General features: G+C 57.7%; 18 protein-coding genes, 2 tRNA genes, 2 rRNA genes and 1 pseudogene. 11 read left to right on the plus strand and 12 right to left on the minus strand.

What is annotated here, in order from left to right; genetic code table 11:
- Window positions 1-131: 131 nt before the first annotated feature.
- From ACRWA7_RS31800 to ACRWA7_RS31820, 5 genes are all read right to left on the minus strand, one after another.
- Window positions 132-3,011, minus strand: a 23S ribosomal RNA gene (locus ACRWA7_RS31800).
- 315 nt (window positions 3,012-3,326) lie between these two features.
- Window positions 3,327-3,402, minus strand: a tRNA-Ala gene (locus ACRWA7_RS31805).
- A 79-nt stretch (window positions 3,403-3,481) separates the two neighbouring features.
- A tRNA-Ile gene (locus tag ACRWA7_RS31810) sits at window positions 3,482-3,558 on the minus strand.
- Between the two features lie 68 nt (window positions 3,559-3,626).
- Window positions 3,627-5,157, minus strand: a 16S ribosomal RNA gene (locus ACRWA7_RS31815).
- The 16S and 23S rRNA genes sit together here with 2 tRNA genes alongside, the layout of an rRNA operon.
- A gap of 485 nt (window positions 5,158-5,642) precedes the next feature.
- Window positions 5,643-6,932 carry an SGNH/GDSL hydrolase family protein gene (locus ACRWA7_RS31820; protein WP_438394638.1) on the minus strand — a complete coding sequence of 430 codons (1,290 nt, stop codon included), beginning with the start codon at window positions 6,930-6,932 and terminating at the stop codon, window positions 5,643-5,645.
- A 194-nt stretch (window positions 6,933-7,126) separates the two neighbouring features.
- Here ACRWA7_RS31820 and ACRWA7_RS31825 point away from each other — a divergent pair, with 194 nt between their 5' ends.
- Window positions 7,127-8,350, plus strand: a complete 1,224-nt coding sequence (locus ACRWA7_RS31825) for a methyltransferase (RefSeq protein WP_438394640.1) — start codon at window positions 7,127-7,129, stop codon at window positions 8,348-8,350.
- A gap of 11 nt (window positions 8,351-8,361) precedes the next feature.
- On the opposite strand, the gene ACRWA7_RS31830 is transcribed toward ACRWA7_RS31825, so the two are convergent.
- Window positions 8,362-9,630, minus strand: coding sequence for a TIGR03862 family flavoprotein (locus ACRWA7_RS31830; protein WP_438394641.1), 1,269 nt, complete (start codon window positions 9,628-9,630; stop codon window positions 8,362-8,364).
- Window positions 9,631-9,797: 167 nt separating this feature from the next.
- On the opposite strand from ACRWA7_RS31830, the gene paaA reads away from it, so the two are divergent.
- The 8 genes from paaA to ACRWA7_RS31870 all read left to right on the plus strand — a co-directional run bounded on the left by paaA (window position 9,798) and on the right by ACRWA7_RS31870 (window position 16,076).
- Window positions 9,798-10,796 carry a 1,2-phenylacetyl-CoA epoxidase subunit PaaA gene (paaA, locus tag ACRWA7_RS31835; RefSeq protein ID WP_438394642.1) on the plus strand — a complete coding sequence of 333 codons (999 nt, stop codon included), beginning with the start codon at window positions 9,798-9,800 and terminating at the stop codon, window positions 10,794-10,796.
- A gap of 10 nt (window positions 10,797-10,806) precedes the next feature.
- Window positions 10,807-11,091, plus strand: a complete 285-nt coding sequence (paaB, locus tag ACRWA7_RS31840; protein ID WP_060857780.1) for a 1,2-phenylacetyl-CoA epoxidase subunit PaaB — start codon at window positions 10,807-10,809, stop codon at window positions 11,089-11,091.
- A 16-nt stretch (window positions 11,092-11,107) separates the two neighbouring features.
- On the plus strand, window positions 11,108-11,908 hold the full coding sequence (paaC, locus tag ACRWA7_RS31845) for a 1,2-phenylacetyl-CoA epoxidase subunit PaaC (RefSeq protein ID WP_438394644.1): 801 nt from the start codon (window positions 11,108-11,110) through the stop codon (window positions 11,906-11,908).
- Window positions 11,909-11,913: 5 nt separating this feature from the next.
- Entirely contained in the window at window positions 11,914-12,444 is a 531-nt protein-coding gene (gene paaD / locus ACRWA7_RS31850; RefSeq protein WP_438394646.1) for a 1,2-phenylacetyl-CoA epoxidase subunit PaaD, read from the plus strand.
- A gap of 8 nt (window positions 12,445-12,452) precedes the next feature.
- Window positions 12,453-13,541 (plus strand): 1,2-phenylacetyl-CoA epoxidase subunit PaaE, encoded by a 1,089-nt coding sequence (gene paaE, locus ACRWA7_RS31855; RefSeq protein ID WP_438394648.1) that lies wholly within the window; start codon window positions 12,453-12,455, stop codon window positions 13,539-13,541.
- A 147-nt stretch (window positions 13,542-13,688) separates the two neighbouring features.
- Complete coding sequence (locus ACRWA7_RS31860; protein ID WP_438394650.1) at window positions 13,689-14,504, plus strand: DUF1835 domain-containing protein; 816 nt, start codon at window positions 13,689-13,691, stop codon at window positions 14,502-14,504.
- Window positions 14,505-14,580: 76 nt separating this feature from the next.
- The gene (locus ACRWA7_RS31865) at window positions 14,581-15,192 is read left to right on the plus strand and encodes a TetR/AcrR family transcriptional regulator (RefSeq protein ID WP_438394652.1); all 612 of its coding nucleotides are present in this window, start codon (window positions 14,581-14,583) and stop codon (window positions 15,190-15,192) included.
- Between the two features lie 245 nt (window positions 15,193-15,437).
- A complete protein-coding gene (locus tag ACRWA7_RS31870; RefSeq protein ID WP_060857800.1) occupies window positions 15,438-16,076 on the plus strand; it encodes a GNAT family N-acetyltransferase in 639 nt (212 codons plus the stop codon).
- 87 nt (window positions 16,077-16,163) lie between these two features.
- On the opposite strand, the gene ACRWA7_RS31875 is transcribed toward ACRWA7_RS31870, so the two are convergent.
- Window positions 16,164-16,667 carry an Lrp/AsnC family transcriptional regulator gene (locus tag ACRWA7_RS31875; RefSeq protein WP_438394653.1) on the minus strand — a complete coding sequence of 168 codons (504 nt, stop codon included), beginning with the start codon at window positions 16,665-16,667 and terminating at the stop codon, window positions 16,164-16,166.
- A 134-nt stretch (window positions 16,668-16,801) separates the two neighbouring features.
- Between ACRWA7_RS31875 and hppD the strand changes: the two genes are divergently transcribed.
- A complete protein-coding gene (gene hppD / locus ACRWA7_RS31880) occupies window positions 16,802-17,905 on the plus strand; it encodes a 4-hydroxyphenylpyruvate dioxygenase (protein WP_438394655.1) in 1,104 nt (367 codons plus the stop codon).
- 70 nt (window positions 17,906-17,975) lie between these two features.
- Here hppD and ACRWA7_RS31885 read toward each other — a convergent pair whose 3' ends face one another.
- Window positions 17,976-18,161: a hypothetical protein gene (locus tag ACRWA7_RS31885; RefSeq protein WP_060857772.1), complete on the minus strand. Its 186-nt coding sequence runs from the start codon at window positions 18,159-18,161 to the stop codon at window positions 17,976-17,978.
- 293 nt (window positions 18,162-18,454) lie between these two features.
- Here ACRWA7_RS31885 and ACRWA7_RS31890 point away from each other — a divergent pair, with 293 nt between their 5' ends.
- Complete coding sequence (locus ACRWA7_RS31890) at window positions 18,455-22,051, plus strand: indolepyruvate ferredoxin oxidoreductase family protein (RefSeq protein ID WP_438394656.1); 3,597 nt, start codon at window positions 18,455-18,457, stop codon at window positions 22,049-22,051.
- A 77-nt stretch (window positions 22,052-22,128) separates the two neighbouring features.
- Here the strand turns inward: ACRWA7_RS31890 and ACRWA7_RS31895 are convergent, their stop codons facing one another.
- The 4 genes and pseudogenes from ACRWA7_RS31895 to ACRWA7_RS31910 form a co-directional block, all read right to left on the minus strand.
- Window positions 22,129-22,467 carry a C40 family peptidase gene (locus tag ACRWA7_RS31895; protein WP_438394657.1) on the minus strand — a complete coding sequence of 113 codons (339 nt, stop codon included), beginning with the start codon at window positions 22,465-22,467 and terminating at the stop codon, window positions 22,129-22,131.
- 60 nt (window positions 22,468-22,527) lie between these two features.
- Entirely contained in the window at window positions 22,528-22,866 is a 339-nt protein-coding gene (locus ACRWA7_RS31900; RefSeq protein ID WP_438394659.1) for a hypothetical protein, read from the minus strand.
- A gap of 530 nt (window positions 22,867-23,396) precedes the next feature.
- Window positions 23,397-24,500, minus strand: a complete 1,104-nt coding sequence (locus tag ACRWA7_RS31905; protein WP_438396840.1) for a YadA family autotransporter adhesin — start codon at window positions 24,498-24,500, stop codon at window positions 23,397-23,399.
- Window positions 24,501-24,605, minus strand: a pseudogene (locus ACRWA7_RS31910) (hypothetical protein); the annotation flags it as partial.
- Window positions 24,606-24,730 lie beyond the last annotated feature (125 nt).

The raw sequence follows: 24,730 nt of genomic DNA on the forward strand, positions 1-24,730 counted from the left end.
GTAGTCGAGTTCGCTTGTTGAGCGCCTCGTGGTTACTGATGCTGCTTGGGGTTGTGGTTGTTACTGGCACAACATGATCTCAACCCGAGCGGTTCTGGCTACGGCATTGGCAGCCGAAACACACTGGTTATAGGATCAAGCCTTACGGGCAATTAGTATCAGTTAGCTTAATGCATTACTGCACTTCCACACCTGACCTATCAACGTCCTGGTCTAGAACGACCCTTCAAGGAGCTTAAAGCTCCAGGGATATCTCATCTCAAGGCGAGTTTCCCGCTTAGATGCTTTCAGCGGTTATCTCTTCCGAACATAGCTACCCGGCGATGCCACTGGCGTGACAACCGGTACACCAGAGGTTCGTCCACTCCGGTCCTCTCGTACTAGGAGCAGCCCCCTTCAAATATCCAACGCCCACGGCAGATAGGGACCAAACTGTCTCACGACGTTTTAAACCCAGCTCACGTACCTCTTTAAATGGCGAACAGCCATACCCTTGGGACCGGCTACAGCCCCAGGATGAGATGAGCCGACATCGAGGTGCCAAACACCGCCGTCGATATGAACTCTTGGGCGGTATCAGCCTGTTATCCCCAGAGTACCTTTTATCCGTTGAGCGATGGCCCTTCCATACAGAACCACCGGATCACTATGACCTGCTTTCGCACCTGCTCGACTTGTCGGTCTCGCAGTTAAGCACGCTTATGCCATTGCACTATCAGCACGATTTCCGACCGTACCTAGCGTACCTTCGTACTCCTCCGTTACACTTTGGGAGGAGACCGCCCCAGTCAAACTGCCTACCATGCACTGTCCCCGACCCGGATCACGGGCCAAGGTTAGAACCTCAAACAAACCAGGGTGGTATTTCAAGGACGGCTCCACCGAAACTAGCGTTCCGGTTTCATAGCCTCCCACCTATCCTACACAGATCGGTTCAAAGTCCAATGCAAAGCTACAGTAAAGGTTCATGGGGTCTTTCCGTCTAGCCGCGGGGAGATTGCATCATCACAAACACTTCAACTTCGCTGAGTCTCGGGAGGAGACAGTGTGGCCATCGTTACGCCATTCGTGCAGGTCGGAACTTACCCGACAAGGAATTTCGCTACCTTAGGACCGTTATAGTTACGGCCGCCGTTTACCGGGACTTCAATCAAGAGCTTGCACCCCATCATTTAATCTTCCGGCACCGGGCAGGCGTCACACCCTATACGTCCACTTTCGTGTTTGCAGAGTGCTGTGTTTTTATTAAACAGTCGCAGCCACCAGTTTATTGCAACCCCTTCACCCTTTGCGCGCAGGCGCATCAAGCTACAGGGGCGTACCTTATCCCGAAGTTACGGTACCAATTTGCCGAGTTCCTTCTCCCGAGTTCTCTCAAGCGCCTTAGAATACTCATCTCGCCCACCTGTGTCGGTTTGCGGTACGGTCTTGTTAAACTGAAGCTTAGAGGCTTTTCTTGGAACCACTTCCGATTGCTTCTTCACCGAAGTGAATGGCCTCGCACCCTTGAATTCCGCGCCCGGATTTGCCTAAGCGCCTTCTCCAATGCAAGGACCGGGACTTCCAACACCCGGACAACCTTCCGCGATCCGTCCCCCCATCGCATTTAACAATGGTGCAGGAATATTAACCTGCTTCCCATCAGCTACGCATTTCTGCCTCGCCTTAGGGGCCGACTCACCCTACGCCGATGAACGTTGCGTAGGAAACCTTGGGCTTACGGCGAGGGGGCTTTTCACCCCCTTTATCGCTACTCATGTCAGCATTCGCACTTCCGATACCTCCAGCACACTTTTCAATGCACCTTCACAGGCTTACGGAACGCTCTCCTACCATGCATATAAATATGCATCCGCAGCTTCGGTATATTGCTTAGCCCCGTTACATCTTCCGCGCAGGACGACTCGATCAGTGAGCTATTACGCTTTCTTTAAAGGGTGGCTGCTTCTAAGCCAACCTCCTGACTGTTTTAGCCTTCCCACTTCGTTTCCCACTTAGCAATATTTGGGGACCTTAGCTGGCGGTCTGGGTTGTTTCCCTCTTGACACCGGACGTTAGCACCCGATGTCTGTCTCCCGTGATTGCACTCTTCGGTATTCGGAGTTTGCTATGGCGTAGTAATCCGCAATGGACCCCACAACCATGACAGTGCTCTACCCCCGAAGGTGATACACGAGGCACTACCTAAATAGTTTTCGGAGAGAACCAGCTATTTCCAAGTTTGTTTAGCCTTTCACCCCTATCCACAGCTCATCCCCTAATTTTTCAACATTAGTGGGTTCGGTCCTCCAGTACGTGTTACCGCACCTTCAACCTGGCCATGGATAGATCACTTGGTTTCGGGTCTACGCCCAGCAACTGAGACGCCCTATTCGGACTCGCTTTCGCTACGCCTGCCTTAATCAGTTAAGCTTGCTACTGAACGTAAGTCGCTGACCCATTATACAAAAGGTACGCCGTCACCCCTTTCAAGGCTCCGACTGTTTGTATGCATGCGGTTTCAGGATCTATTTCACTCCCCTCCCGGGGTTCTTTTCGCCTTTCCCTCACGGTACTGGTTCACTATCGGTCGATCACGAGTATTTAGCCTTGGAGGATGGTCCCCCCATCTTCAGACAGGATTTCACGTGTCCCGCCCTACTTGTCGTACCCCTAGTTCCACATCGCTGTTTTCGCCTACAGGGCTATCACCTGCTATGGCCGCACTTTCCAGAGCGTTCGGCTAACAATGATGCTAAAAGGTACAGGCTGATCCCATTTCGCTCGCCACTACTTTGGGAATCTCGGTTGATTTCTTTTCCTGCGGTTACTTAGATGTTTCAGTTCACCGCGTTCGCTTCACTGGAGCTATGTATTCACTCCAGGATGACCCATACGGGCCGGGTTTCCCCATTCGGACATCTTCGGATCAAAGCTCGTTTGCCAGCTCCCCGAAGCTTTTCGCAGGCTACCGCGTCCTTCATCGCCTGTGATCGCCAAGGCATCCACCACATGCACTTGTTCGCTTGACCCTATAACGAGTGTGTCTCTCAACACGCGCGCCATAGGTTGAGTATTCGTGTTGCGCCGTATTCCAAGCCATCTCTCGATAACTTTTCATACATTGATACAATCACAACCCTGATTCACCTACTCATACACCCATCTCTAAGTGTATTTTCGTGAATCTCTTTACTACTTCTTCCAGATTGTTAAAGAACGACAGCACGACTTTAAGCGCTATGCTTAAAACCGCTTACTGACTGGCTCAATCGCCAATGCGTATTTTTCACACGACACCGCAAGCACTTTTCTGCTCACAGGTATAAAAAATCTGCGTTGGTGATTGGTGGAGGATGACGGGATCGAACCGACGACCCCCTGCTTGCAAAGCAGGTGCTCTCCCAGCTGAGCTAATCCCCCCGTACCTTGATGCTGAAGGGTCCGTCATTCCTCTTTTATGACGCTTAACGCATTCGTTAATCATCACTCAAGCGAATCATGGTGGGTCTGGTTGGATTCGAACCAACGACCCCCGCCTTATCAAGACGGTGCTCTAACCAACTGAGCTACAGACCCTTAGCCTGTCTTCTTACAGCCGATAAGCGTGAGCACTTCAGTGCTTTGTTCAAAGCGTTGAGCTCGAGAAAGGAGGTGATCCAGCCGCACCTTCCGATACGGCTACCTTGTTACGACTTCACCCCAGTCATGAATCCTACCGTGGTGACCGTCCTCCTTGCGGTTAGACTAGCCACTTCTGGTAAAACCCACTCCCATGGTGTGACGGGCGGTGTGTACAAGACCCGGGAACGTATTCACCGCGGCATGCTGATCCGCGATTACTAGCGATTCCAGCTTCACGTAGTCGAGTTGCAGACTACGATCCGGACTACGATCGGTTTTCTGGGATTAGCTCCCCCTCACGGGTTGGCAGCCCTCTGTTCCGACCATTGTATGACGTGTGAAGCCCTACCCATAAGGGCCATGAGGACTTGACGTCATCCCCACCTTCCTCCGGTTTGTCACCGGCAGTCTCCTTAGAGTGCTCTTGCGTAGCAACTAAGGACAAGGGTTGCGCTCGTTGCGGGACTTAACCCAACATCTCACGACACGAGCTGACGACAGCCATGCAGCACCTGTGTATCGGTTCTCTTTCGAGCACCCCAGCCTTTCAGCCAGGTTCCGACCATGTCAAGGGTAGGTAAGGTTTTTCGCGTTGCATCGAATTAATCCACATCATCCACCGCTTGTGCGGGTCCCCGTCAATTCCTTTGAGTTTTAATCTTGCGACCGTACTCCCCAGGCGGTCAACTTCACGCGTTAGCTACGTTACTAAGGAAATGAATCCCCAACAACTAGTTGACATCGTTTAGGGCGTGGACTACCAGGGTATCTAATCCTGTTTGCTCCCCACGCTTTCGTGCATGAGCGTCAGTATTGGCCCAGGGGGCTGCCTTCGCCATCGGTATTCCTCCACATCTCTACGCATTTCACTGCTACACGTGGAATTCTACCCCCCTCTGCCATACTCTAGCTCGCCAGTCACAAATGCAGTTCCCAGGTTAAGCCCGGGGATTTCACATCTGTCTTAACGAACCGCCTGCGCACGCTTTACGCCCAGTAATTCCGATTAACGCTCGCACCCTACGTATTACCGCGGCTGCTGGCACGTAGTTAGCCGGTGCTTATTCTTCCGGTACCGTCATCCCCCCACTGTATTAGAGCGAAGGTTTTCTTTCCGGACAAAAGTGCTTTACAACCCGAAGGCCTTCTTCACACACGCGGCATTGCTGGATCAGGGTTGCCCCCATTGTCCAAAATTCCCCACTGCTGCCTCCCGTAGGAGTCTGGGCCGTGTCTCAGTCCCAGTGTGGCTGGTCGTCCTCTCAGACCAGCTACAGATCGTCGCCTTGGTAGGCCTTTACCCCACCAACTAGCTAATCTGCCATCGGCCGCCCCTATAGCGCGAGGCCTTTCGGTCCCCCGCTTTCTTCCGTAGATCGTATGCGGTATTAATCCGGCTTTCGCCGGGCTATCCCCCACTACAGGACACGTTCCGATGTATTACTCACCCGTTCGCCACTCGCCACCAGGGTTGCCCCCGTGCTGCCGTTCGACTTGCATGTGTAAGGCATGCCGCCAGCGTTCAATCTGAGCCAGGATCAAACTCTTCAGTTCAATGCCTGTTACTGTTTTCTATTCTTCCGAATAGGTCGCTCACTCAACGTACTGACAAGTTCCTCCCATCTTCCGGTTACCCGAAAGACGCTCAAAACCTACCTTAATACTAGTGTGAGACTTGATACTTTCGCTTCACGGCAGCATCTCCCGAAAAACCCCGGAAAACACCACCACACCCCAAAGCAAACCACCAAGCGCCCACACTTATCGGCTGTTAGTTTTTAAAGAACATCGCCAAAACACCAGCATTCCAACCTTCAGAACACCGCCGCTTTCGCGTCGCTGCGTTTGCAGCACAGAAACGAGATTATGTAGTATCTTTTTCTCCCTGTCAACTAGTTTGTGAGCAATTTGCTTTCAAACTTACCGACTTTGGAGCCCGCCTGTTTCTCTGGCGGCCCTCGTTGCGAAACGAGGAGGCGAATAATAGGTGAAACCAAGAAGCATGGCAAGGATATCTTCAAATTATCCTTGGGAAAGTTCTATTTGCTCCCGGCAGGAGCCCTCGCCAAACCCATTTCCTCGATCGGAACCGCCTCCGCCATCGCGGCATACCCCGCATCGCTCGGGTGGATATGGTCGCCACTGTCGTAGCGGCGTTGCAATTTGTCAGGATGGTCCGGGTCGCGCAGCGCGCGATCGAAGTCGATAACACCATCGAACGCGTGGCTGGATCGGATGGAATTATTGACGGCGGTACGAATCGCCTCGCGTTCAGCCGGCAAGGCCGCGGGTGTCAGCGTTGCGCCGTATATCCTGATTCCGCGCTGATGCGCCTGGGCAACGAGCCGCTGGTATCCGCGCAGCAGTATGTCGGCGGTGACGGCCGTATGGGGATCGTCGCAATCGAGGCCGGCGCGCGGCGGCATGGAAGGGAAGTTGATGTCGTTGATGCCGATCAGCACGATCACCGACCGAACGCCCGGCTGACGCAACGCGTCTCGGTCGAAACGATTAAGTACTGCGTCGCCGTAGCAAGGTGACGGGCTCAGCAACCGGTTGCCGCTGATTCCAGCGTTCACCACCGACGTTCCTTCGATTCCCTTTTGCGTCAGCCGGCGCGCGAGCGCGTCGGTCCATCGGCGATTGGCATTGGGCGTCGAGCGCATTCCGTCGGTAATGGAATCGCCGATGGCCACCAGTGTCTGCGCAGAGGCGGTATCGACGGCAACGCTTGTCAGCCACACGAATTGCGTGAAGCGCGTGCGGAAGGCGGCTGCGTCCGTATCGGCGGAATGGTTGCCGGGCATCGAGATGTAGTTGACCTGACTCGCCACGCGGTGCCAGGCGGCCAGTTTCTGCCCGGCGGCCATATAGGTGCTTACGGCCAGCGGCTGGTGCGCGGCGACATTGAACGTGACAGGATCGCTGTCGACCTGGCCGCCCGGCGCGATGGTCACATCCGGCCTTCCGCCGAAGGTCACGGGACGGCTTGTCCCTGCGCGTATCGCGGCGGCGTTGCCCGAAACCGCACGCGCGATCTGCGCGCCGTCAATGACCAGCGGCGCCGTGCCATAGACATTGCTGAATCGCAGGCGAAGCTGTTTTCCATCGATAGCCGGATAGACGATCTGCCTGACAGTGCGCCCGCCAACTTCAGGCGCGCGATACAGCGCCGGCAATTCGGCGCGTTGCGGAATCTGCTGCAGCGCCGTGCTCCAGGCGCTGACCCAATGCCCGGCTGGCGCGTCGTCGGCGAAAGCCAGCGTGGGCGGAAACAGGAAGGCGGAAAACGCCGTGGCGGCAACGGCGGAAAGGACGCGAAGGTTCATCGGGGAACGGAATATTTTCGGAAAAACCGATTGTGCCTTACCCGGCAAACCGCACGCTTACAGCGGTCACGATGCAGGCGAGCAGTCAATTCCATTAGGCCCGGAATCATCGAAAATCGGATCATTTTTCGAAAAGCCCTCAGAATGTCGGCATTCCGCTTCGCGGTTCTTACTTTGTCCGGTACTTATTCAGCATGCATTCCAAAACCTCTTCCAGCACCAGCGCCGCGCCCGCCCTCATTGAATGGGAGGAACAAGGCGAGAGCCATTCGGCGCTCTGGCGCTCGGAAAGCGGAATCGCGCCGCCAAAACGCGTGGTGATAGGCGACGACCAGATGACGGCTGACTCGGCGTATCGGCTGGCTTGCGAAGGAACGGCCATCTTGTGGCGCGGCGATTTCCAGAACGCGCGGCAATTGTTGCAGGCTGTCGCAAGGCGCATAGAAACGAGGCCGAAGAAGTCCGCGAAGGCGAAAGCGAAGCAACGAAGCGCCAAGGTCGACTCATCCACCGACTCACCCGCCGACACGCCGGCCGCGCCGCCTGCTCCCGCGGAAGCGTTCAATTTGCATCGGCTTGCGCAGTCTCAGCGGGCGCGCACGCTCGGCATGTTCCTGCTGCCGCTCGACGCCGAGTACGCCATCACGCTGCGGCGCGCGCCAGTGGTGAAAGAGGCATGCGAGGAAGCGTACGGGCCGGCGGCGGGGGAGTCGGTCGTGTCGTTGCGTGAAGTACTTGGGCTGGTCGGCGCGCACGAGTGGCGCAAGAAGGGCGTGGACGTGGAAGCGCTTGGCGCGCGGATTCATCCTTATTACGGCGTGTTTTCGCCCGTGCGCGGCGAGTATGTGAAGCTGGTGGCGGATCAGCCGTTGCCTTCGAAGGAATTGGCATTCGATATCGGCACGGGCACGGGCGTACTGGCGGCGCTGCTGGCGCAGCGCGGCGTGAAGCGTGTGATAGCAACGGAGATCGATCCGCGCGCGCTTGCTTGTGCGCGCGAAAATATCGATTTACTTGGATATTCGCAGCAAGTGAAGGTGCTTGAGGCCGACCTGTTTCCGGAAGGCCGCGCCCCGTTGATCGTATGCAATCCGCCGTGGCTGCCAGCGCGGCCGAGTTCGGCGATCGAACATGCAATCTATGACCCCGAAAGCCGGATGTTGCGCGGTTTCCTGGATGGCCTCGCCGCACATTTGACGCCTGGCGGCGAAGGCTGGTTGATTTTGTCGGATCTGGCCGAGCATTTGGGATTGCGTACGCGCGCGCAATTCCAGGAATGGGTCGATCGCGCCGGCCTGAAAACGGACGGCAGGATGGACGTGCGCCCGCATCATCCCCGCGCCGCCGATAAAACCGATCCGCTGCACGCGGCGAGATCGGCCGAAGTTACTTCTTTGTGGCGGCTTGTGCCAGCTTGAGGACGGGCTTTTCAGAGCGGGGCATCGTCCGGCTTCCGGTTCACATACGCCAGCGCCGCCTCGCCCGCGACCCGTCCGCTCGCAAAACACGCCGTCAGCAAGTAGCCGCCAGTCGGCGCTTCCCAATCCAGCATCTCGCCCGCGCAGAAAACGCCGGGCAATGCGGCGAGCATCAACTGCGAATTCATCGATTCGAATCTCACGCCGCCTGCGCTGCTGATTGCCTCGGCGATGGGCCTTGGCTGCGTCACCGTCAACGGCAGCGCCTTGATGCGTTGCGCGAGACGAGTGGTGTCGGAGAAATCTTCGCGGCTTAGGCACTCACGCAGCAGGCCTGCTTTCGCGCCCGTCAGGTTCAAACGGCTTTGCAAATGGCTCGACATGGAACGTGCGCCGCGCGGATGCGTGACTTCGTCGTGCACGCGCTCGGGCGTCAAGGCGGGCAAGAGATCCAGCAGGAACGTGGCGTGTCCATCTGCCAGACGATCCCGAATACGCGCGGACAACGCGTAGACCAAACTGCCTTCAATACCCGTCGATGTCAACAAGCATTCGCCCGTGCGCCAATCCATGCCGCCATCTTGGCGCGGCATGCCGATTGAAACCGACTTCAGCGGCTCGCCGGCGAAGCGGCTGCTGAAATGCTCGCTCCAGGCGATATCGAATCCGCAATTCGACGGCTTGAACGGTGCGAGCGCAACATCGTGCGTTTCCAGGTGCTCGATCCACGCAGCGTCCGACCCGAGACGCGGCCAGCTCGCGCCGCCCAAGGCGAGCACGACGGCATCGGCATCGATCTGGCGATCCCCTTCCGGGGTCGCGAATCGCAGCGCGTGCGGCGTAGCCTCGTCCCATCCGATCCATTTGTGCCGCATGTGAAAGCGCACACCCGCCCCGCGCAGCCGATGCAACCACGCGCGCAGCATGGGCGCGGCTTTCATGTCGGCGGGAAAAACACGGCCCGAACTGCCAATGAACGTTTCGACGCCCAGTTCGTGGGTCCACGCGCGCAAGGCGGCGGCATCGAAACGACCCAGCAGCGGTTCTATCTGAGCCCGACGTTCGCCGTAACGCGACAGGAAAGCCTCGGCCGGCTCGGAATGAGTGAGATTCATGCCGCCTTTGCCGGCCATCAAGAACTTGCGGCCCACCGATGGCATTGCGTCATACAAATCCACTTCGACACCGCCCGCCGCCAGCGCTTCCGCCGCCATCAAGCCCGCAGGGCCGCCGCCGATAACGGCCACGCGTGGAATAGGAGTTTCGGACGATGACGGCATGCAGAGCAAAGTAGTGAGAGTCGGACGGTATTGTCGCATTGCCGTGGAGGCGGCCTGACCAGGGAAATTGTGCCCGTCTGAAACGGTTATCCTAAAAAAATCCATAAACCGACCGTCCGGTCGGTTTATAATTGCGCCACGGTAACTTCCCAAAGCGAGCGATCGTCATGTACACGCAATCCCTCGATATCCCCGGCAACGTTCAGTCCATCGATCCAGCAACAACGTCGCCGGAACTTGCCCGTTTCGACGCCGTCATGGCCGCCGACGGCAAGATCGAACCTCAGGACTGGATGCCCGACGCGTACCGCAAGACGCTGATTCGCCAGATCTCGCAGCACGCGCATTCGGAGATCATTGGAATGCTGCCCGAGGGCAACTGGATTTCGCGCGCGCCGAGTCTGAAGCGCAAGGCGATCCTGCTCGCGAAGGTGCAGGACGAGGGCGGCCACGGCCTCTATTTGTATAGCGCGGCGGAGACCATGGGGGTATCGCGCGATCAACTCGTCGATGCCCTGCACGCGGGCCGGGCCAAGTATTCGAGCATCTTCAATTACCCGACGCCCACTTGGGCGGACGTCGGTGTGATTGGCTGGCTGGTTGACGGCGCGGCGATCATGAACCAGATCCCGCTTTGCCGCTGCACCTACGGCCCATACGCGCGCGCCATGATCCGCATCTGCAAGGAAGAGTCGTTCCATCAGCGTCAGGGGTTCGACGCGCTTCTCTCCATGATGAAGGGCACGCAGGCGCAAAAGGACATGGTCCAGCAGGCGGTCGATCGCTGGTGGTGGCCTGTGCTGATGATGTTCGGACCGAGCGACAAGGATTCCATTCACAGCGGGCAATCGTTCAAGTGGGGCATCAAGCGGATTTCGAATGATGATCTGCGGCAGAAATTCGTCGATGCCACCGTCGAGCAGGCAAGGATTCTCGGTGTCACGCTGCCCGATCCCAATCTGAAATGGAACGAGGAACGGCAAGCGCATGACTATGGCGCGATCGATTGGGATGAATTCTGGCGCGTCGTGAATGGCGATGGCCCGTGCAACAAGGAACGGCTCGCCACGCGCGTGAAAGCGCATGAAGACGGCGCCTGGGTTCGCGAAGCCGCCCTCGTCTATTCCGCGAAACAGGCCGCACGCGCGCAAAAACAAGCGGCATAAGGAGCGAAAGATGAACAACGAATGGCCGATCTGGGAAGTGTTCGTACGCAGCAAGCAGGGCCTCGACCACAAGCATTGCGGCAGCCTGCATGCGCCGGACGCGCCCGCGGCGCTGCGCATGGCGCGCGACGTCTACACGCGGCGCCAGGAAGGCGTGAGCATCTGGGTGGTGCCATCGGCGGCAATTACGGCCTCCAATCCCGCCGACAAAGCCGAGTTTTTCGAACCCGCCGGCGACAAGATTTATCGTCACCCGACGTTCTTCGTGCTGCCCGACGAAATCAACCACATGTGATCGAAGGGTCAAGCCCATGACGACGCCCCAACATCTTTCCTACGTGCTGCGCCTCGCCGACAACGCGCTGATCCTCGGCCAGCGTAACGGGGAATGGTGCGGACACGGTCCGGTGCTCGAGGAAGACATCGCGCTCGCCAACATCAGTCTGGATTTGATTGGTCAGGCGCGCTTGCTGTACTCGCACGCAGCCACGCGCGATGCCGCGCTTAACGGCACGAGTAAAACCGAAGACGACTACGCGTATTTCCGCAACGAACGTGATTTCCGCAATTACACGCTGACCGAGTTGCCCCATGCGGGGCCGTTGTCGGGCACGGCGAGATCGGATCGCGATTACGCGGTGACGGTCGTGCGCAATTTCCTGTATTCAACGCTGATGGCGCATCTCTGGACAGCGCTCACGCAATCGGGCGACGCGCAGCTTGCCGCGATCGCGTCCAAGTCGATCAAGGAGACGCGCTATCACCTGAATCACGCGAGCGACTGGCTGCTGCGTTTCGGCGATGGCACCGAGGAATCGCATCGCCGGGCTCAGGCGGCGGTTGATTACCTGATGCCGTACACGCGCGAGTTTTTCAGCGTGGATGACGTGGAGACAAGCATTGCTGATGCGGGTATTGGTCCACTCACAGCCAGTCTCGAACCGGCATGGCGTGAAGATGTAGAGGCGACTCTGGCCGAAGCCACGCTGCAAAAACCAGCCGATGCCAAACACGTTTCCACCGGCAAGCTTGGCGAGCATTCCGAGCACATGGGTTATTTGCTCGCGGAATTGCAGAGCATCGCGCGGCAGCATCCGGGCGCAACGTGGTGAGCGCAATGACCGCTTTAGATGACATCACGCTGCAGCACGTGTGGGAAGTACTCGAAGCCGTGCCGGACCCGGAAATCCCTGTTGTGTCCATACGCGAACTCGGCATTTTGCGCGACGTCCGCCGCGGCACGAATGAAACGCTTGAAATCGTCGTCACGCCAACGTATTCCGGCTGCCCGGCGATGTACCAGATTGCAGAAGATATTGGCGCGGCGCTCAATGCGGCGGGTTTCACGAAGTATCGGATAGAGACGGTTCTCGCGCCCGCGTGGACCACCGACTGGATGACCAAAGCCGCCCGCGAAAAGCTCAAGCAATACGGTATCGCGCCGCCAATGGGCAATTGCGGCTCGAACGAACACGCGCCGCAAGAACGGCCGTTGCGATTTGTCCCCCGCATTGTCGATACACCCGCGTGCCCGCGCTGCGGCTCGCTGCATACCGAACGCCTCGCGCAATTCGGTTCAACGGCGTGCAAGGCGCTGTATCGATGCATGGATTGCCGCGAGCCGTTCGACTACTTCAAACCGTACTGAAACCGACCATGGCGACTCCGCAATTCCATTCGCTGCGCATCCGCGACGTTCGTCCCGAAACTGCGGACGCCGTCACCGTTTCCTTCGACGTCCCCGAAAAACTGCGCGACGCGTTCCGCTTCACGCAAGGCCAGTTCGTCACGTTGAAGACGCACATAGACGGTGAAGAAACGCGCCGGTCGTACTCTATTTGCGTAGGCGTGACGGACTACGATCGCGACGGCGAATTGCGTATCGGCATCAAGCGCGTGCGCGGCGGGCGCTTCTCGAATTTCGCTTTCGACACGCTCAAGCCCGATCATGAAATCGAAGTCATGACGCCCGATGGACGCTTCTTCACGCATCTGAACGCGGATCACGTGAAGCACTACGTGGCGTTTTCCGGCGGCTCGGGCATCACGCCGGTGCTCGCGATCATCAAGACAACATTGGAAACCGAGCCGACCAGCCGTTTCACGCTGATCTACGGGAACCGCAGCGTCGACGCGATCATGTTCGCCGAGGAACTGGAAGACCTGAAGAACCGTTTCATGAGCCGGTTCTCGCTGTATCACGTTTTATCGGACGATTTGCAGGACGTCGAACTATTCAACGGCGTGCTGAATCAGGACAAATGCGCAGCTTTCCTGGAAGCGCTCGTTCCCGCAAATGAAATCGATGAAGCCTTCATTTGCGGCCCCGCCCCGATGATGGACGCCGCCGAAGCCGCCCTGAAAAGCGCGGGCGTGCCGCCAAACCAGGTTCACGTTGAGCGCTTTGGAACGCCTTTGCCGCAAGCCGGCGTGCCGCAGATCGAGATTACGGAAGACACGCCGGCGGCGGATCTGGAACTGGTCATCGATGGAAAGAAGCGCAAGCTGCGTCTGCCCTACCAAGGCGTGAGCGTGCTCGACGTCGGATTGAAGGCGGGTCTTGCGCTACCCTACGCGTGCAAAGGCGGCGTCTGCTGCACCTGCCGCGCGAAAGTGCTGGAAGGCGAAGTGCGCATGGAGAAGAATTTCACACTCGAGCAACATGAAATCGATGCCGGTTTCGTGCTGACGTGCCAGTGCCATCCCGTTTCGGATCGCGTAGTTGTGAGCTATGACGAACGTTGAGCAAGCGGTTGGCGGATTGCACTGATTCAATTCGCTTACACTAGGGGTCGTCTGTTGTTAAGTTATCGCCACGTTGATTACGTAATCACGTCGCTCGCGTCGATCACACAACAGCCGGCCTTCTTACGTTTGCGGTCACCGCTACTGATGAGCACCCTTCACGTTACCAACGGCGATCACGCCGCCGAGATACTGCGCGAAGCGCTGAATGCGGCCTCACGCAATGAGCGCGTCATTCCTTTGAAGGACGATCTTGCGGTCGGCCAGTTGAGGGGGATCGACGACAATCCGGAAACACGCGCTCTCTTCTGGCAGCAAGTGCTTGACGAGCATAAAGTCGATTTCATTTCAAAGCTCAGGGAACAGGACGCGCTTTTGCGCGAACTGGCTCAAGGCACGGGCCAAGTCGTGGTCTGGCACGGCCAAAGCGCGAGCGACCAATTGATGTTGCGGCGTGTTGCCTACACCTTGCGCAACGTGCCGCAGCGCCTGAACGAAGCGAAACTTTCCGCCGACGATCTGCCGTTGATCACCGCCGACGACGGCACGCAACGCCGGCGCGGCCGCGCTGACGGCGCGACGGCTGTCGGCATGTTCACGGCGGCGGAACTCGGCGCAAAACTGCCGACGGCCGCGCCCATCTCCGTGTTGCGCATCAGCCGGCTTGCACTGGAATGGCAGGAAGTGAAGCAGATCAATAGCGAGACGCGACGTTGGCGCGACAACACGTTTATCTCCGGCAGCTATTCCGATATCGACGAAACCATCCTCCAGATTGCGAGCGCTGGCTGGATCGGATCGCGCCAACTTGCGGGCGACGTGATGGGCCGAAGTTTCGGCTTTCTGGTCAGCGATTCCATCGCGCTCTGGCGATGCCGCGAGCTTGTAGCCGCCGGCAAGCTGGAAATCCGCGGCGATCCAACAAAAATTGCGGACGCGAAACTGCGCCGCGCCGTGCGTTAGCCGTAGGACCGGCTAGCCGGAAAGGGTCGCTCAAGCATTAGAATTCCATTCGACCCCAGCACTTCTCCGAGACTCAATGGCCCGTACCCGAGCGCCCGACCACGACACACAACGCGAGCAGATCCTCGAACTCGCCGCCGCCAAATTCGCGCAGACGAGCTACCCGAGCACATCGATGGCCGATCTCGCCGCTGCCAGCGGCACGTCCAAAGCGCGCCTTTACCACTATTACGCGAGCAAGGAAGCCATTCTCTTCGATCTGCTCGATCGCTATACCAAGCGGCTGATGTTGATCATCGCGGAAGTGGAAGGGGCCAGCCAGCGGCGGGGGTTGACCGAGCGCGAGGCGTTTGCCGAACTCATTCGCGCGTTTCTCGCCGAATACGAAACATCGCACAGCCGGCACGTTGCGCTGCTCAACGACGTGAAATATCTCGAAGATACGCAGCGTGAAATCGTGCTGGAGCGGCAGCGCGGGATTGTCGCCGCATTTGCACGCCAGCTTGCGCGCGCTTATCCGAAACGTGCGACCAAGGAAAACCAGACCGCGCTCACCATGATGGTATTCGGCATGATCAACTGGACTTTCACGTGGCTGAAGCCAGATGGCAAGCTGGGTTATCCGGAATTTGCGGAACAGGTCGTGGATGTCATCGAACACGGAATGAATGGCGACAATATGAAATGATGCGCTGCACCACCATTGTTCCCGCACGTCCGTCCGATTTTTACAACACACTATAAGCTATTGTTTTTAAAAAGCTTATCGCGAACGGCCACATGTTTTAGACGCTATACTCCACAGTGAATTACGGGTTTTCCCTAGTATATAAACGATGGTTCAGCTAAAATTCGATTTGCGACGCAGCATGTCGCTTGACGATTCAAGGAGCCATCATCGTGAACATATCTTTCGACCGCCCCGCCGCCTCGATCTTTGCATCAGCCGATCGCTCGCGCACGGTTGCCGGTCGTACGCCTGTTCTCGTTCGTGAGCTGTCCTCCGCTGATCGCGAGCGCCTGCTCACCCACTTCCTGGCACTTGACGAAGACGACCGTCTGCTGCGCTTTGGTCAGATCGTGCCGGACCGCGTGATCGAAAACTACGTGGCGAACATCGACTTTTCGCGCGATACGGTATTCGGCGTGTTCGACGAAACGCTGAGCCTCGTTGGCGTAGGTCATCTGGCTTATCTGCCAGCCGAAGGCGACAAGCGCACCGCCGAATTCGGCGTGTCGGTGCTGGAAAGCGCACGCGGTCGAGGTGTGGGCAGCCGCTTGTTCGAACGCGCCGCCATTCGCAGCCGCAACACGCACGTTTCAATGCTCTACATGCATTGTTTGTCACGTAACTCGACCATGATGCACATAGCGAAGAAGTCGGGCATGAAGATTGAATACGCGTACGGCGAAGCCGATGCTTATTTGTCGCTCACGCCCGCTGACCAAAGCAGCATCATCGCGGAGATGATGCAGGAGCAGGCGGCAGTCTTCGATTACGCGATCAAGCGCCAAGCGCGCCGGGCATCGCAAATGTTTCAGGCGTTCATGCCTACTGCCGACGCGGCCTAAGTTTCGGTTCTCATCAGCAAGCATGCGCAAAAGCACGAAAGGCGGCGAAAGCCGCCTTTTTTGCGTCTTGAGCATCCGTTAATGTGTTTATCGGATGGGCAAGGCTGTCGTCTCCTTAATGCGCTCGAGCGAGAAGCTGCTCTTTACATCGATAACCGATGGATGGTGCAGCAGTTGGTCCTGCACAAAGCGCGAAAAATGCTCCATGTCCTCCACCTGGACACGCAATAGATAGTCTGTATCGCCGGTCATGGCGTCGCACGCAACAACTTCTGGCCACGTTAACAACGCTTCGCGGAACCGGTCTGCGTGCGTAGGGGGATTTTTCATTCCCGCCGATGCGACCGTTCCGCCGCGCTTTTCCAGCCGCACATTGACGTAAGCAAGCAGCCCGAGCCCAAGCAGCCGCGGCTCCAGCAACGCGACATAACCGCGTATCACGCCCGCCTCTTCCAGTCGCCGAATGCGCCGAAGGCATGGACTCGGCGACAAACTCACCTGATCCGCGATGTCCTGATTCGAGAGCCGGCCGTTGACCTGAAGAATCGCGAGAATCTTCCGGTCGATCGCATCGAGTTCTATTCGAGCCATTTTCTGCCTCTAAGGCATTATTTAACGCTATAAACGTGCGTAATCGTAGCCACGCGCGATTTGATTCGCAAGTATCCGCCAGACGGCTCTCGTTAAACTTTGTCCCAATAATCATCGGTTCAGGGAGACAAAGCATGCAGGCAGCAACTTGGGAAAATCCCGTTGGCACGGATGGTTTCGAATTCATCGAGTACACGGCGCCGGATCCGGTCGCGCTCGGCAAACTGTTCGAGCAGATGGGATTCACCGCCATTGCGCGGCATCGGCACAAGGACGTGACTTTGTACCGGCAAGGCGAAATCAACTTCCTGGTGAACGCCGAACCGGACTCCTTCGCGCAGCGCTTTGCGCGTTTGCATGGACCATCGATTTGCGCCATTGCGTTTCGCGTCGCCGATGCTGCCAAAGCCTACAAACGCGCGCTCGACCTGGGCGCCTGGGGCTTCGACAACAAAACCGGCCCGATGGAACTCAACATTCCCGCGATCAAGGGAATCGGCGATTCGCTGATCTACTTCGTGGACCGCTGGCGCGGCAAGAACGGTGCGCAGCCGGGAAGCATCGGCGACATCAGCATTTACGACGTCGATTTCGAACCGATTCCCGGCGCCGATCAAAATCCTGCCGGCCACGGTTTGACGTACATCGACCATTTGACGCACAACGTGCATCGCGGGCGAATGATCGAGTGGGCCGAATTCTACGAGCGCCTCTTCAATTTCCGCGAAGCGCGTTATTTCGATATAGAAGGCAAGGTCACGGCCGTGAAGTCGAAGGCGATGAGTTCGCCGTGCGGCAAGATTCGTATTCCAATCAACGAGGAAGGGTCCGACACATCCGGACAGATTCAGGAATATCTCGATGCGTATCGCGGTGAAGGGATTCAGCACATCGCGCTCGGGACCGACAATATCTACGCGACAGTGGACGCCTTGCGCGGCGCGCGGATCTCGCTTCTGGATACCATCGATACATACTACGAACTTGTCGACCGGCGTGTGCCGAATCATGGCGAATCGGTGGCGGAATTGAAAAAACGCAAGATTCTGATCGACGGTATTCGCGACGAAATCCTGCTGCAGATCTTCACGGAGAATCAGATTGGCCCGATCTTTTTCGAGATCATCCAGCGCAAGGGCAATCAGGGATTCGGCGAAGGCAATTTCAAGGCGTTGTTCGAATCAATTGAACTCGATCAGATTCGACGCGGCGTGGTGAAGGACTCCACGGTCAACTGAAAGAAGCGAATCGAAAAAAAATGCCGGCGATCACTGTGATCGCCGGCATTTTTGGTTCAGCGCGGAGATTTCAGGTCTCGTCTTTCTTTTCCACGTTCTGATTATCGGAAACCTGCTCTACCCGAACCTGGGCCACGCGCGCCGCCCCGGTTTTCAAGCCTTCGGACCCAGCCGGCGCGCCCACGCGAACGGGCGCATTGATCGCGAAAAATGCGGCTGAGACCATCAGGAAATTCTGGATGTATCGTTGTTTCACTGCTTCCTCCTTCAACTGCGTGCATCAATGTGTCTTTCGACCGTTGCCCGCCTGAACGCGCATCGGTCGCGGGATTTGAATACTCAGGCCACGAGCGGTTCCCCAATGAAATAAAACTCGGGCGTTTTTACACCTCGTAACACGCGAACGATCGTAAAGTTTCTTTTCAGCGGGTTATTACCAGTGCTGTCAAAAATGCAAAACAGGCACACTCAAAATCCCGGCTGACGCGTTCACAAGACGCTAAAGCCCAAGAGTTTTGGCGATCCCAAACGTTGGCGGAGAGACCTGCAATGAATGCCCCACTAGACGCGGAACAACAAGCCAAGCTTGAGGCCGCGCTCACCACCGTCACCCTCGACGACAAATACACCCTCGAACGCGGCCGCGCTTACATGAGCGGAATCCAGGCGCTCGTCCGGTTGCCCATGCTGCAACAACAGCGCGATCACGCCGCCGGCCTGAACACCGCCGGGTTTATTTCCGGCTATCGCGGTTCCCCGCTCGGCGCGCTCGACCAGCATTTGTGGAAAGCGAAAAAGCACCTCGCGTCGCACGAGATCGTGTTCCAGCCGGGCGTGAACGAAGACCTTGCGGCGACCGCCGTCTGGGGTTCGCAGCAGGTGAATCTGTATCCCAGCGCCAAATACGATGGCGTGTTCTCGATGTGGTACGGCAAGGGGCCTGGCGTCGACAGAACCGGCGACGTGTTCAAGCACGGAAACTCGGCGGGTTCATCGGCGAAAGGCGGCGTTCTTGTGCTCGCCGGCGACGACCACGCCGCCAAATCGTCCACGCTCGCGCATCAGTCCGAACACATTTTCAAGGCGTGCGGATTGCCGGTGCTGTTTCCATCGAATGTGCAGGAATACCTGGACTTCGGGCTGCACGGCTGGGCAATGAGCCGATACTCCGGCCTCTGGGTCGCGATGAAATGCGTGACCGACGTGGTGGAATCGTCGGCTTCCGTGGATATCGATCCGAATCGCGTGGAGATCGTGTTGCCGACCGATTTCGCGATGCCCGATGGCGGCCTCAATATCCGCTGGCCCGATCCGCCACTGGTTCAGGAGGCGCGGCTCCTCGACTACAAGTGGTACGCGGCGCTCGCCTACGTGCGCGCGAACAAACTGGACCGTATCGAAATCGAATCGCCGAACGCTCGCTTCGGGATCATGACAGCGGGCAAGGCGTATCTGGATGTCCGTCAGGCTTTATCGGACCTCGGTCTCGACGATGAAACCTGCGCGCGCATCGGCGTGCGTTTGTACAAGGTGGGCTGCGTGTGGCCGCTCGAAGCACAAGGCGCGCACGCGTTCGCCCACGGGCTGGAAGAAATTCTGGTCGTCGAAGAAAAGCGCCAGATCCTCGAATACGCGATCAAGGAAGAACTCTACAACTGGCCCGACGCACAACGCCCGCGCGTCTTCGGGAAATTCGATGAGAAAGACGGCGCCGGCGGCGAATGGTCCGTGCCGATGGGCAACTGGCTATTGCCGGCGCATTACGAGTTGTCGCCGGCGATTATCGCGAAGGCGATTGCCACGCGGCTCGACAAGTTCGACCTGCCGCCCGAAGTGCGCGCGCGCATCGCGACGCGGATTGCGGTGATCGAAGCGAAGGAGCGCGCGCTGGCGCGGCCGCGCGTCGAGGCCGAGCGCAAGCCGTGGTTCTGCTCGGGCTGTCCGCACAATACATCGACCAACGTGCCTGAAGGATCGCGCGCGCTGGCGGGTATCGGTTGCCATTACATGACCGTCTGGATGGACCGCAGCACGAGCACGTTCAGCCAGATGGGCGGAGAAGGCGTGGCGTGGATCGGGCAAGCGCCGTTCACCAACGACCAGCACGTATTCGCCAATCTCGGCGATGGCACGTACTTCCACTCCGGGCTTCTGGCGATCCGCGCGGCGATCGCGTCGAAGACCAACATCACGTACAAGCTGCTTTACAACGATGCCGTCGCAATGACCGGCGGCCAGCCCGTGGATGGCGTGCTGACCGTGCCGCAAATCACGCATCAACTCGCGGCAGAAGGCGCGAAGAAAATCGTGATCGTCACCGATGAACCCGAAAAGTACGACGCGAACGTCGGCCTCGCGCCGGGCATCCAGGTTTATCACCGCGAAAAACTCGACGATGTTCAACGCGAACTGAGGGAAATCGCGGGCACCACAATCCTTATCTACGACCAGACGTGCGCGACGGAAAAGCGTCGCCGCAGGAAACGCGGCGCTTATCCCGATCCGGCGAAGCGCGTGGTCATCAATGAAGCCGTGTGCGAAGGCTGCGGCGATTGTTCGGTGAAGTCGAACTGCCTGTCGGTCGAGCCGCTCGATACCGAATACGGCACCAAGCGCCAGATCAACCAGTCGACCTGCAACAAGGACTACTCATGCGTGAACGGATTCTGCCCGAGCTTTGTCACGGTTGAAGGCGGCCAACTGAAGAAGCCGAAGGTATCGAGCATTTCCGGCGACGCCATGCCGCCCGTTCCCACGCCTGCGCTTCCTGACATTGATCGCCCTTACGGCGTGCTGGTCACGGGCGTCGGCGGAACGGGCGTTGTGACCATTGGCGCGCTGCTTGGCATGGCGGCGCATCTGGAGCAAAAAGGCGTGACCGTGCTCGACGTCACCGGCCTCGCGCAAAAAGGCGGCGCCGTGATGAGCCACGTGCAGATCGCAAACCTGCCGGGCGATATCCACGCCACGCGCATCGCAATGGGCGAAGCCGACTTGGTGATCGGTTGCGATCCGATCGTCACTGCCAGCGATGAATGTGGTTCGCGCATGCAACCGGGTCATACGCGCGTGGTCGTGAACAGCGCCGAAACGCCGACAGCCGAGTTCATCAAGAACCCGAACTGGCGTTTCCCGGGCGCAAGCGCGGAAGCCGATATCCGCACGGCTGCGGGCGAACACGTCGCACTCGTCGATGCAAACCGTTTCGCCGTAGCACTTCTCGGCGACGCCATTTACACGAACCCCTTTGTGCTTGGCTTCGCATGGCAGCGCGGATGGGTTCCTTTGCGCCACGAATCGCTGGTTCGTGCAATTGAACTCAACGCGGTGCAAGTCGAGAAGAATCTGGCGGCGTTCGAATGGGGACGTCACGCGGCGCATGACCTTGATGGTCTTGAACGCCTGGTGAAGGGACAGAATCGCGGGGCTTCATCGAGTGCGCAAGGCAGCAGCAAGATCATCGCGCTGCATACGCCGAAGGCGCTGGACGCGTTGATCGAAAAGCGCATCGCTTATCTCGCCGATTATCAAAACGAGGCGTACGCCTCGCGTTATGGCCGGCTGGTGGCCGAAGTTCGCGTGGCGGAAGCGTCGCTCGGCGTGCTCGATGGCCAATATGCGCTGACCGAAGCCGTCGCGAAAAACCTGCACAAGCTGATGGCGTACAAGGACGAGTATGAAGTCGCACGCCTTTATGCCGATCCTGCGTTTGTGGAACGGTTGAAGAGCAGCTTCGAAGGCGACTGGAAGATCAACTTCCATCTTGCGCCGCCAATGTTCTCGAAGAAAGACGCGCACGGCCATCTCATCAAGAAGCAATATGGCCCGTGGGTTTTATCCGCAATGAAGGTTCTGGCGAAGATGAAGTTCTTGCGGGGTACATCGCTGGATATTTTCGGCAAGACCGAGGAACGGAAAATGGAGCGGGGGTTGATCGCGGATTACGAAGCACTGGTGAAAGAACTGATCAGCGGGTTGACACTCGATAAGTTGCCACTGGCGATTGAACTCGCAAGTCTTCCGGATTCCATGCGCGGTTACGGTCATGTGAAAGACAACAACGTGAACGCAGCGCGTGTTAAGTGGAACGCTTTGCTGTCACGTTGGCGTTCGACGACAGGCGATGAAACCCGACAAGTGGCTTAAGCGGTTTTCTGCGGTACACGGCAAAACGCCCAGTGAAGTTTCACTGGGCGTTTTTATTGAGGCAATACGTTCAACCGCTACGCAACTCGGCGCGCCCCGTAATATCGCCGGGTCCAATAGGCGCTTTTCATCGATTCAATTCGAACGAATGCACCCTTTTTCGGCGCATGAATGAATTGATTTTCGCCGACATAAATGCCCACGTGTGTTGCCGTGCCGCGAGTCGTGTTGAAAAACACGAGATCGCCCGGATGCAAATCCGTCTGCGAGACCGCTACACCTTGACGGCTGATCTGCGACGATACACGCGGCAACAATATACCCGTGGCCTTTTGATACACGTAGCGCACAAAACCGCTGCAATCGAGTCCCTGCTCCGGTGTATTGCCGCCCCATGAATAGGGAACCCCAATCATGGTTTCGGCTTTTTGAAGAATGTCCGAGAGCCGCGAACCAGGCGCACCTTCAACTATATTCTACTGCGAAGACCACTTCTGTTTTTGAGTGGGGTCATAAAGCAACGCGTCGCCGTTGAGTGAAACTGGCTTGCCAACCTGAATGATGCCGTTGACTGTGTGCTTACCCTCCACCCCGTTAAGCGCCATGTCGAGCGCCTTTTCCGGCGTGAGGAAACTCGCTGACCCTACAGTCGTTGCTGAAGCAGCGCCCGAGCCTGTAGCCAGAATCAAACCGCTGAGCGCTGTTGCCAATAATTGAGCAGACAGTGCTTTTCGTTGCGGCATGCCAGTGCGTGATTCAGCGAAACTCCGCTGCGCAACATAAGACCGGTGATTATTCATTTCAGCCTGCCTCATGATAACGACCAGAATCGCAAAGCGGTTGTGCGCGAAGTCTTTACGGGTGCAGCGAGAGGAATGCTGCGTTTGCTCTCAAACAACTTGAAACCGACACTTGTCTTTTCACCAACTGCGTCAGATTTGACCGTCGTCTGATTTAATAACGATTTAAATTGCCTTTTCATGATTGATACGTATTCCTAATATATTTATCAGACTTTGTGAATTTCAGCGGATTCAACATATTTTGGAAACCGCACCTAATTTGGCTATCGCGCATATCCGCACAGAATGGGAATGCCGATCCAGCAAGAATGGATAGCCAACATCTGACCGATAGCGGAGCAGCAAGACTATGCACAACGCATGTGCGTCTCGCTTTGTCACAATCTTGCTTCAAAACCTATTCTATTCGGACTTAACGGGAATATTGATAGGTCTACTCTTAAAGCCAAGTCCCGTATGACATACAGATTTGAAGTGCTGTCAGAAAAAAGGGGTAATTCCCAAGTCGGAATTACCCCGTTCACTTCATGCAACAGCGCACTTTAGAATTCGTAGCCTACTTGCGCCCGTACGCCGGTGTCACCGCCCTGCGTGACCGATACCGCGCCATTCATCAACCAGCGGTTGTTTTCGGTTCTATACGTGGCGCCGGCAGCAATCGCGTTATAGCCCTTGTAGTTGGCTACACCTGCGCCGACTACCGTTTTGCCCGGCGAACTGGGCATCAGGTTCGGCATCGCCATGGCTGCCGCGACGCCACCAAACGCAGCGCGTTGCAACGACGTCATGCTCGAATTCACATCATTACGCAACGCATTCAACTGGTTCACGTTAGTCGCGTCCGTACCGTTCACGCCCGGCGCAACGTTTGTCACGCGGCGTTCGTTGCCAGCCGATCCGACCGACACGGTATTGGCTTCATCGGCAACCGAGTTCGCTCCCAGCGCCACCCAGTTATCGGCCGTCGCACTGCTGTTGCCGCCAAGCGCCGCGGAGCCATTGCCCGACGCCTGCGAGTTGCCGCCAATCGCGATGGCATTGATTCCAGAGGCTGCTGCATTGCCGCCAAACGCTGCGGACCCGTCGCCCGAGGCCCTCGAATGTGCGCCGGCTGCCGTGGCATTGTTGCCGGAAGCCGTGGCGTAAGCACCCGTTGCAGTGGAATCGTCACCCGAGGCATTGGAATTCGCTCCGGCTGCTGTCGAGTTGGCGCCTGAAGCGTTTGAGTTCGTACCCATGGCGGCCGAGCCGTCCCCTGTTCCCGCCAATCCTGTCACGCCCGCCGCTTCGAAGTTGGCAATCGCCGATTCCGTTGCCGCAACGCGTGCATTCGTCGCTCCAAGCTGGCTGCCGTTGACGGCGTCAGTGCTCGTCGCCGAAAGGTCGCCTGCAGCCACGTTGGTCATCTGGACGGCGGCGCTTGCGTCCGTTCCACCAAGCGTGACCTTGTTGTGGTCGGCTGAATCGTAGGCCACAGCATTCGCGGCGGTCTTCGATACATCGGCGAGGCCGCCTTTCACGCTCGCTATGTCCGCGCTGTTTTGCGTGACACGGTCATCGAGGTTGCTGACGGCGGAGCCGACGTCGCTGACCTGTTTGCCGCCCACTGTGTACGAAGGGGCCGTTACGCCGCCGTAGGCATCCACACTGGCGCCTCCGCCGAGGGCTGCCGCGGTTCTTGCTGATGCGTGGAACAATTGCGAGCCGTTGATCGCTTCCGAACTGGCGCTGTTGACCGCGCCGTTTGCCACGCCACTGAGGACGCGTGCGCCGTCAAGACCCGCAAAGCTGCCTTCACGTTCGTCAGCACAACGGGAGTTCCCGAAGTGCCAAGCGTGATCTTGTCGTGGCTGCTCGAATCGTAGCGGACCGAGTC

The organism is Caballeronia sp. DA-9, assembly GCF_051615025.1.
In the GTDB taxonomy this organism is placed as follows: domain Bacteria; phylum Pseudomonadota; class Gammaproteobacteria; order Burkholderiales; family Burkholderiaceae; genus Caballeronia; species Caballeronia sordidicola.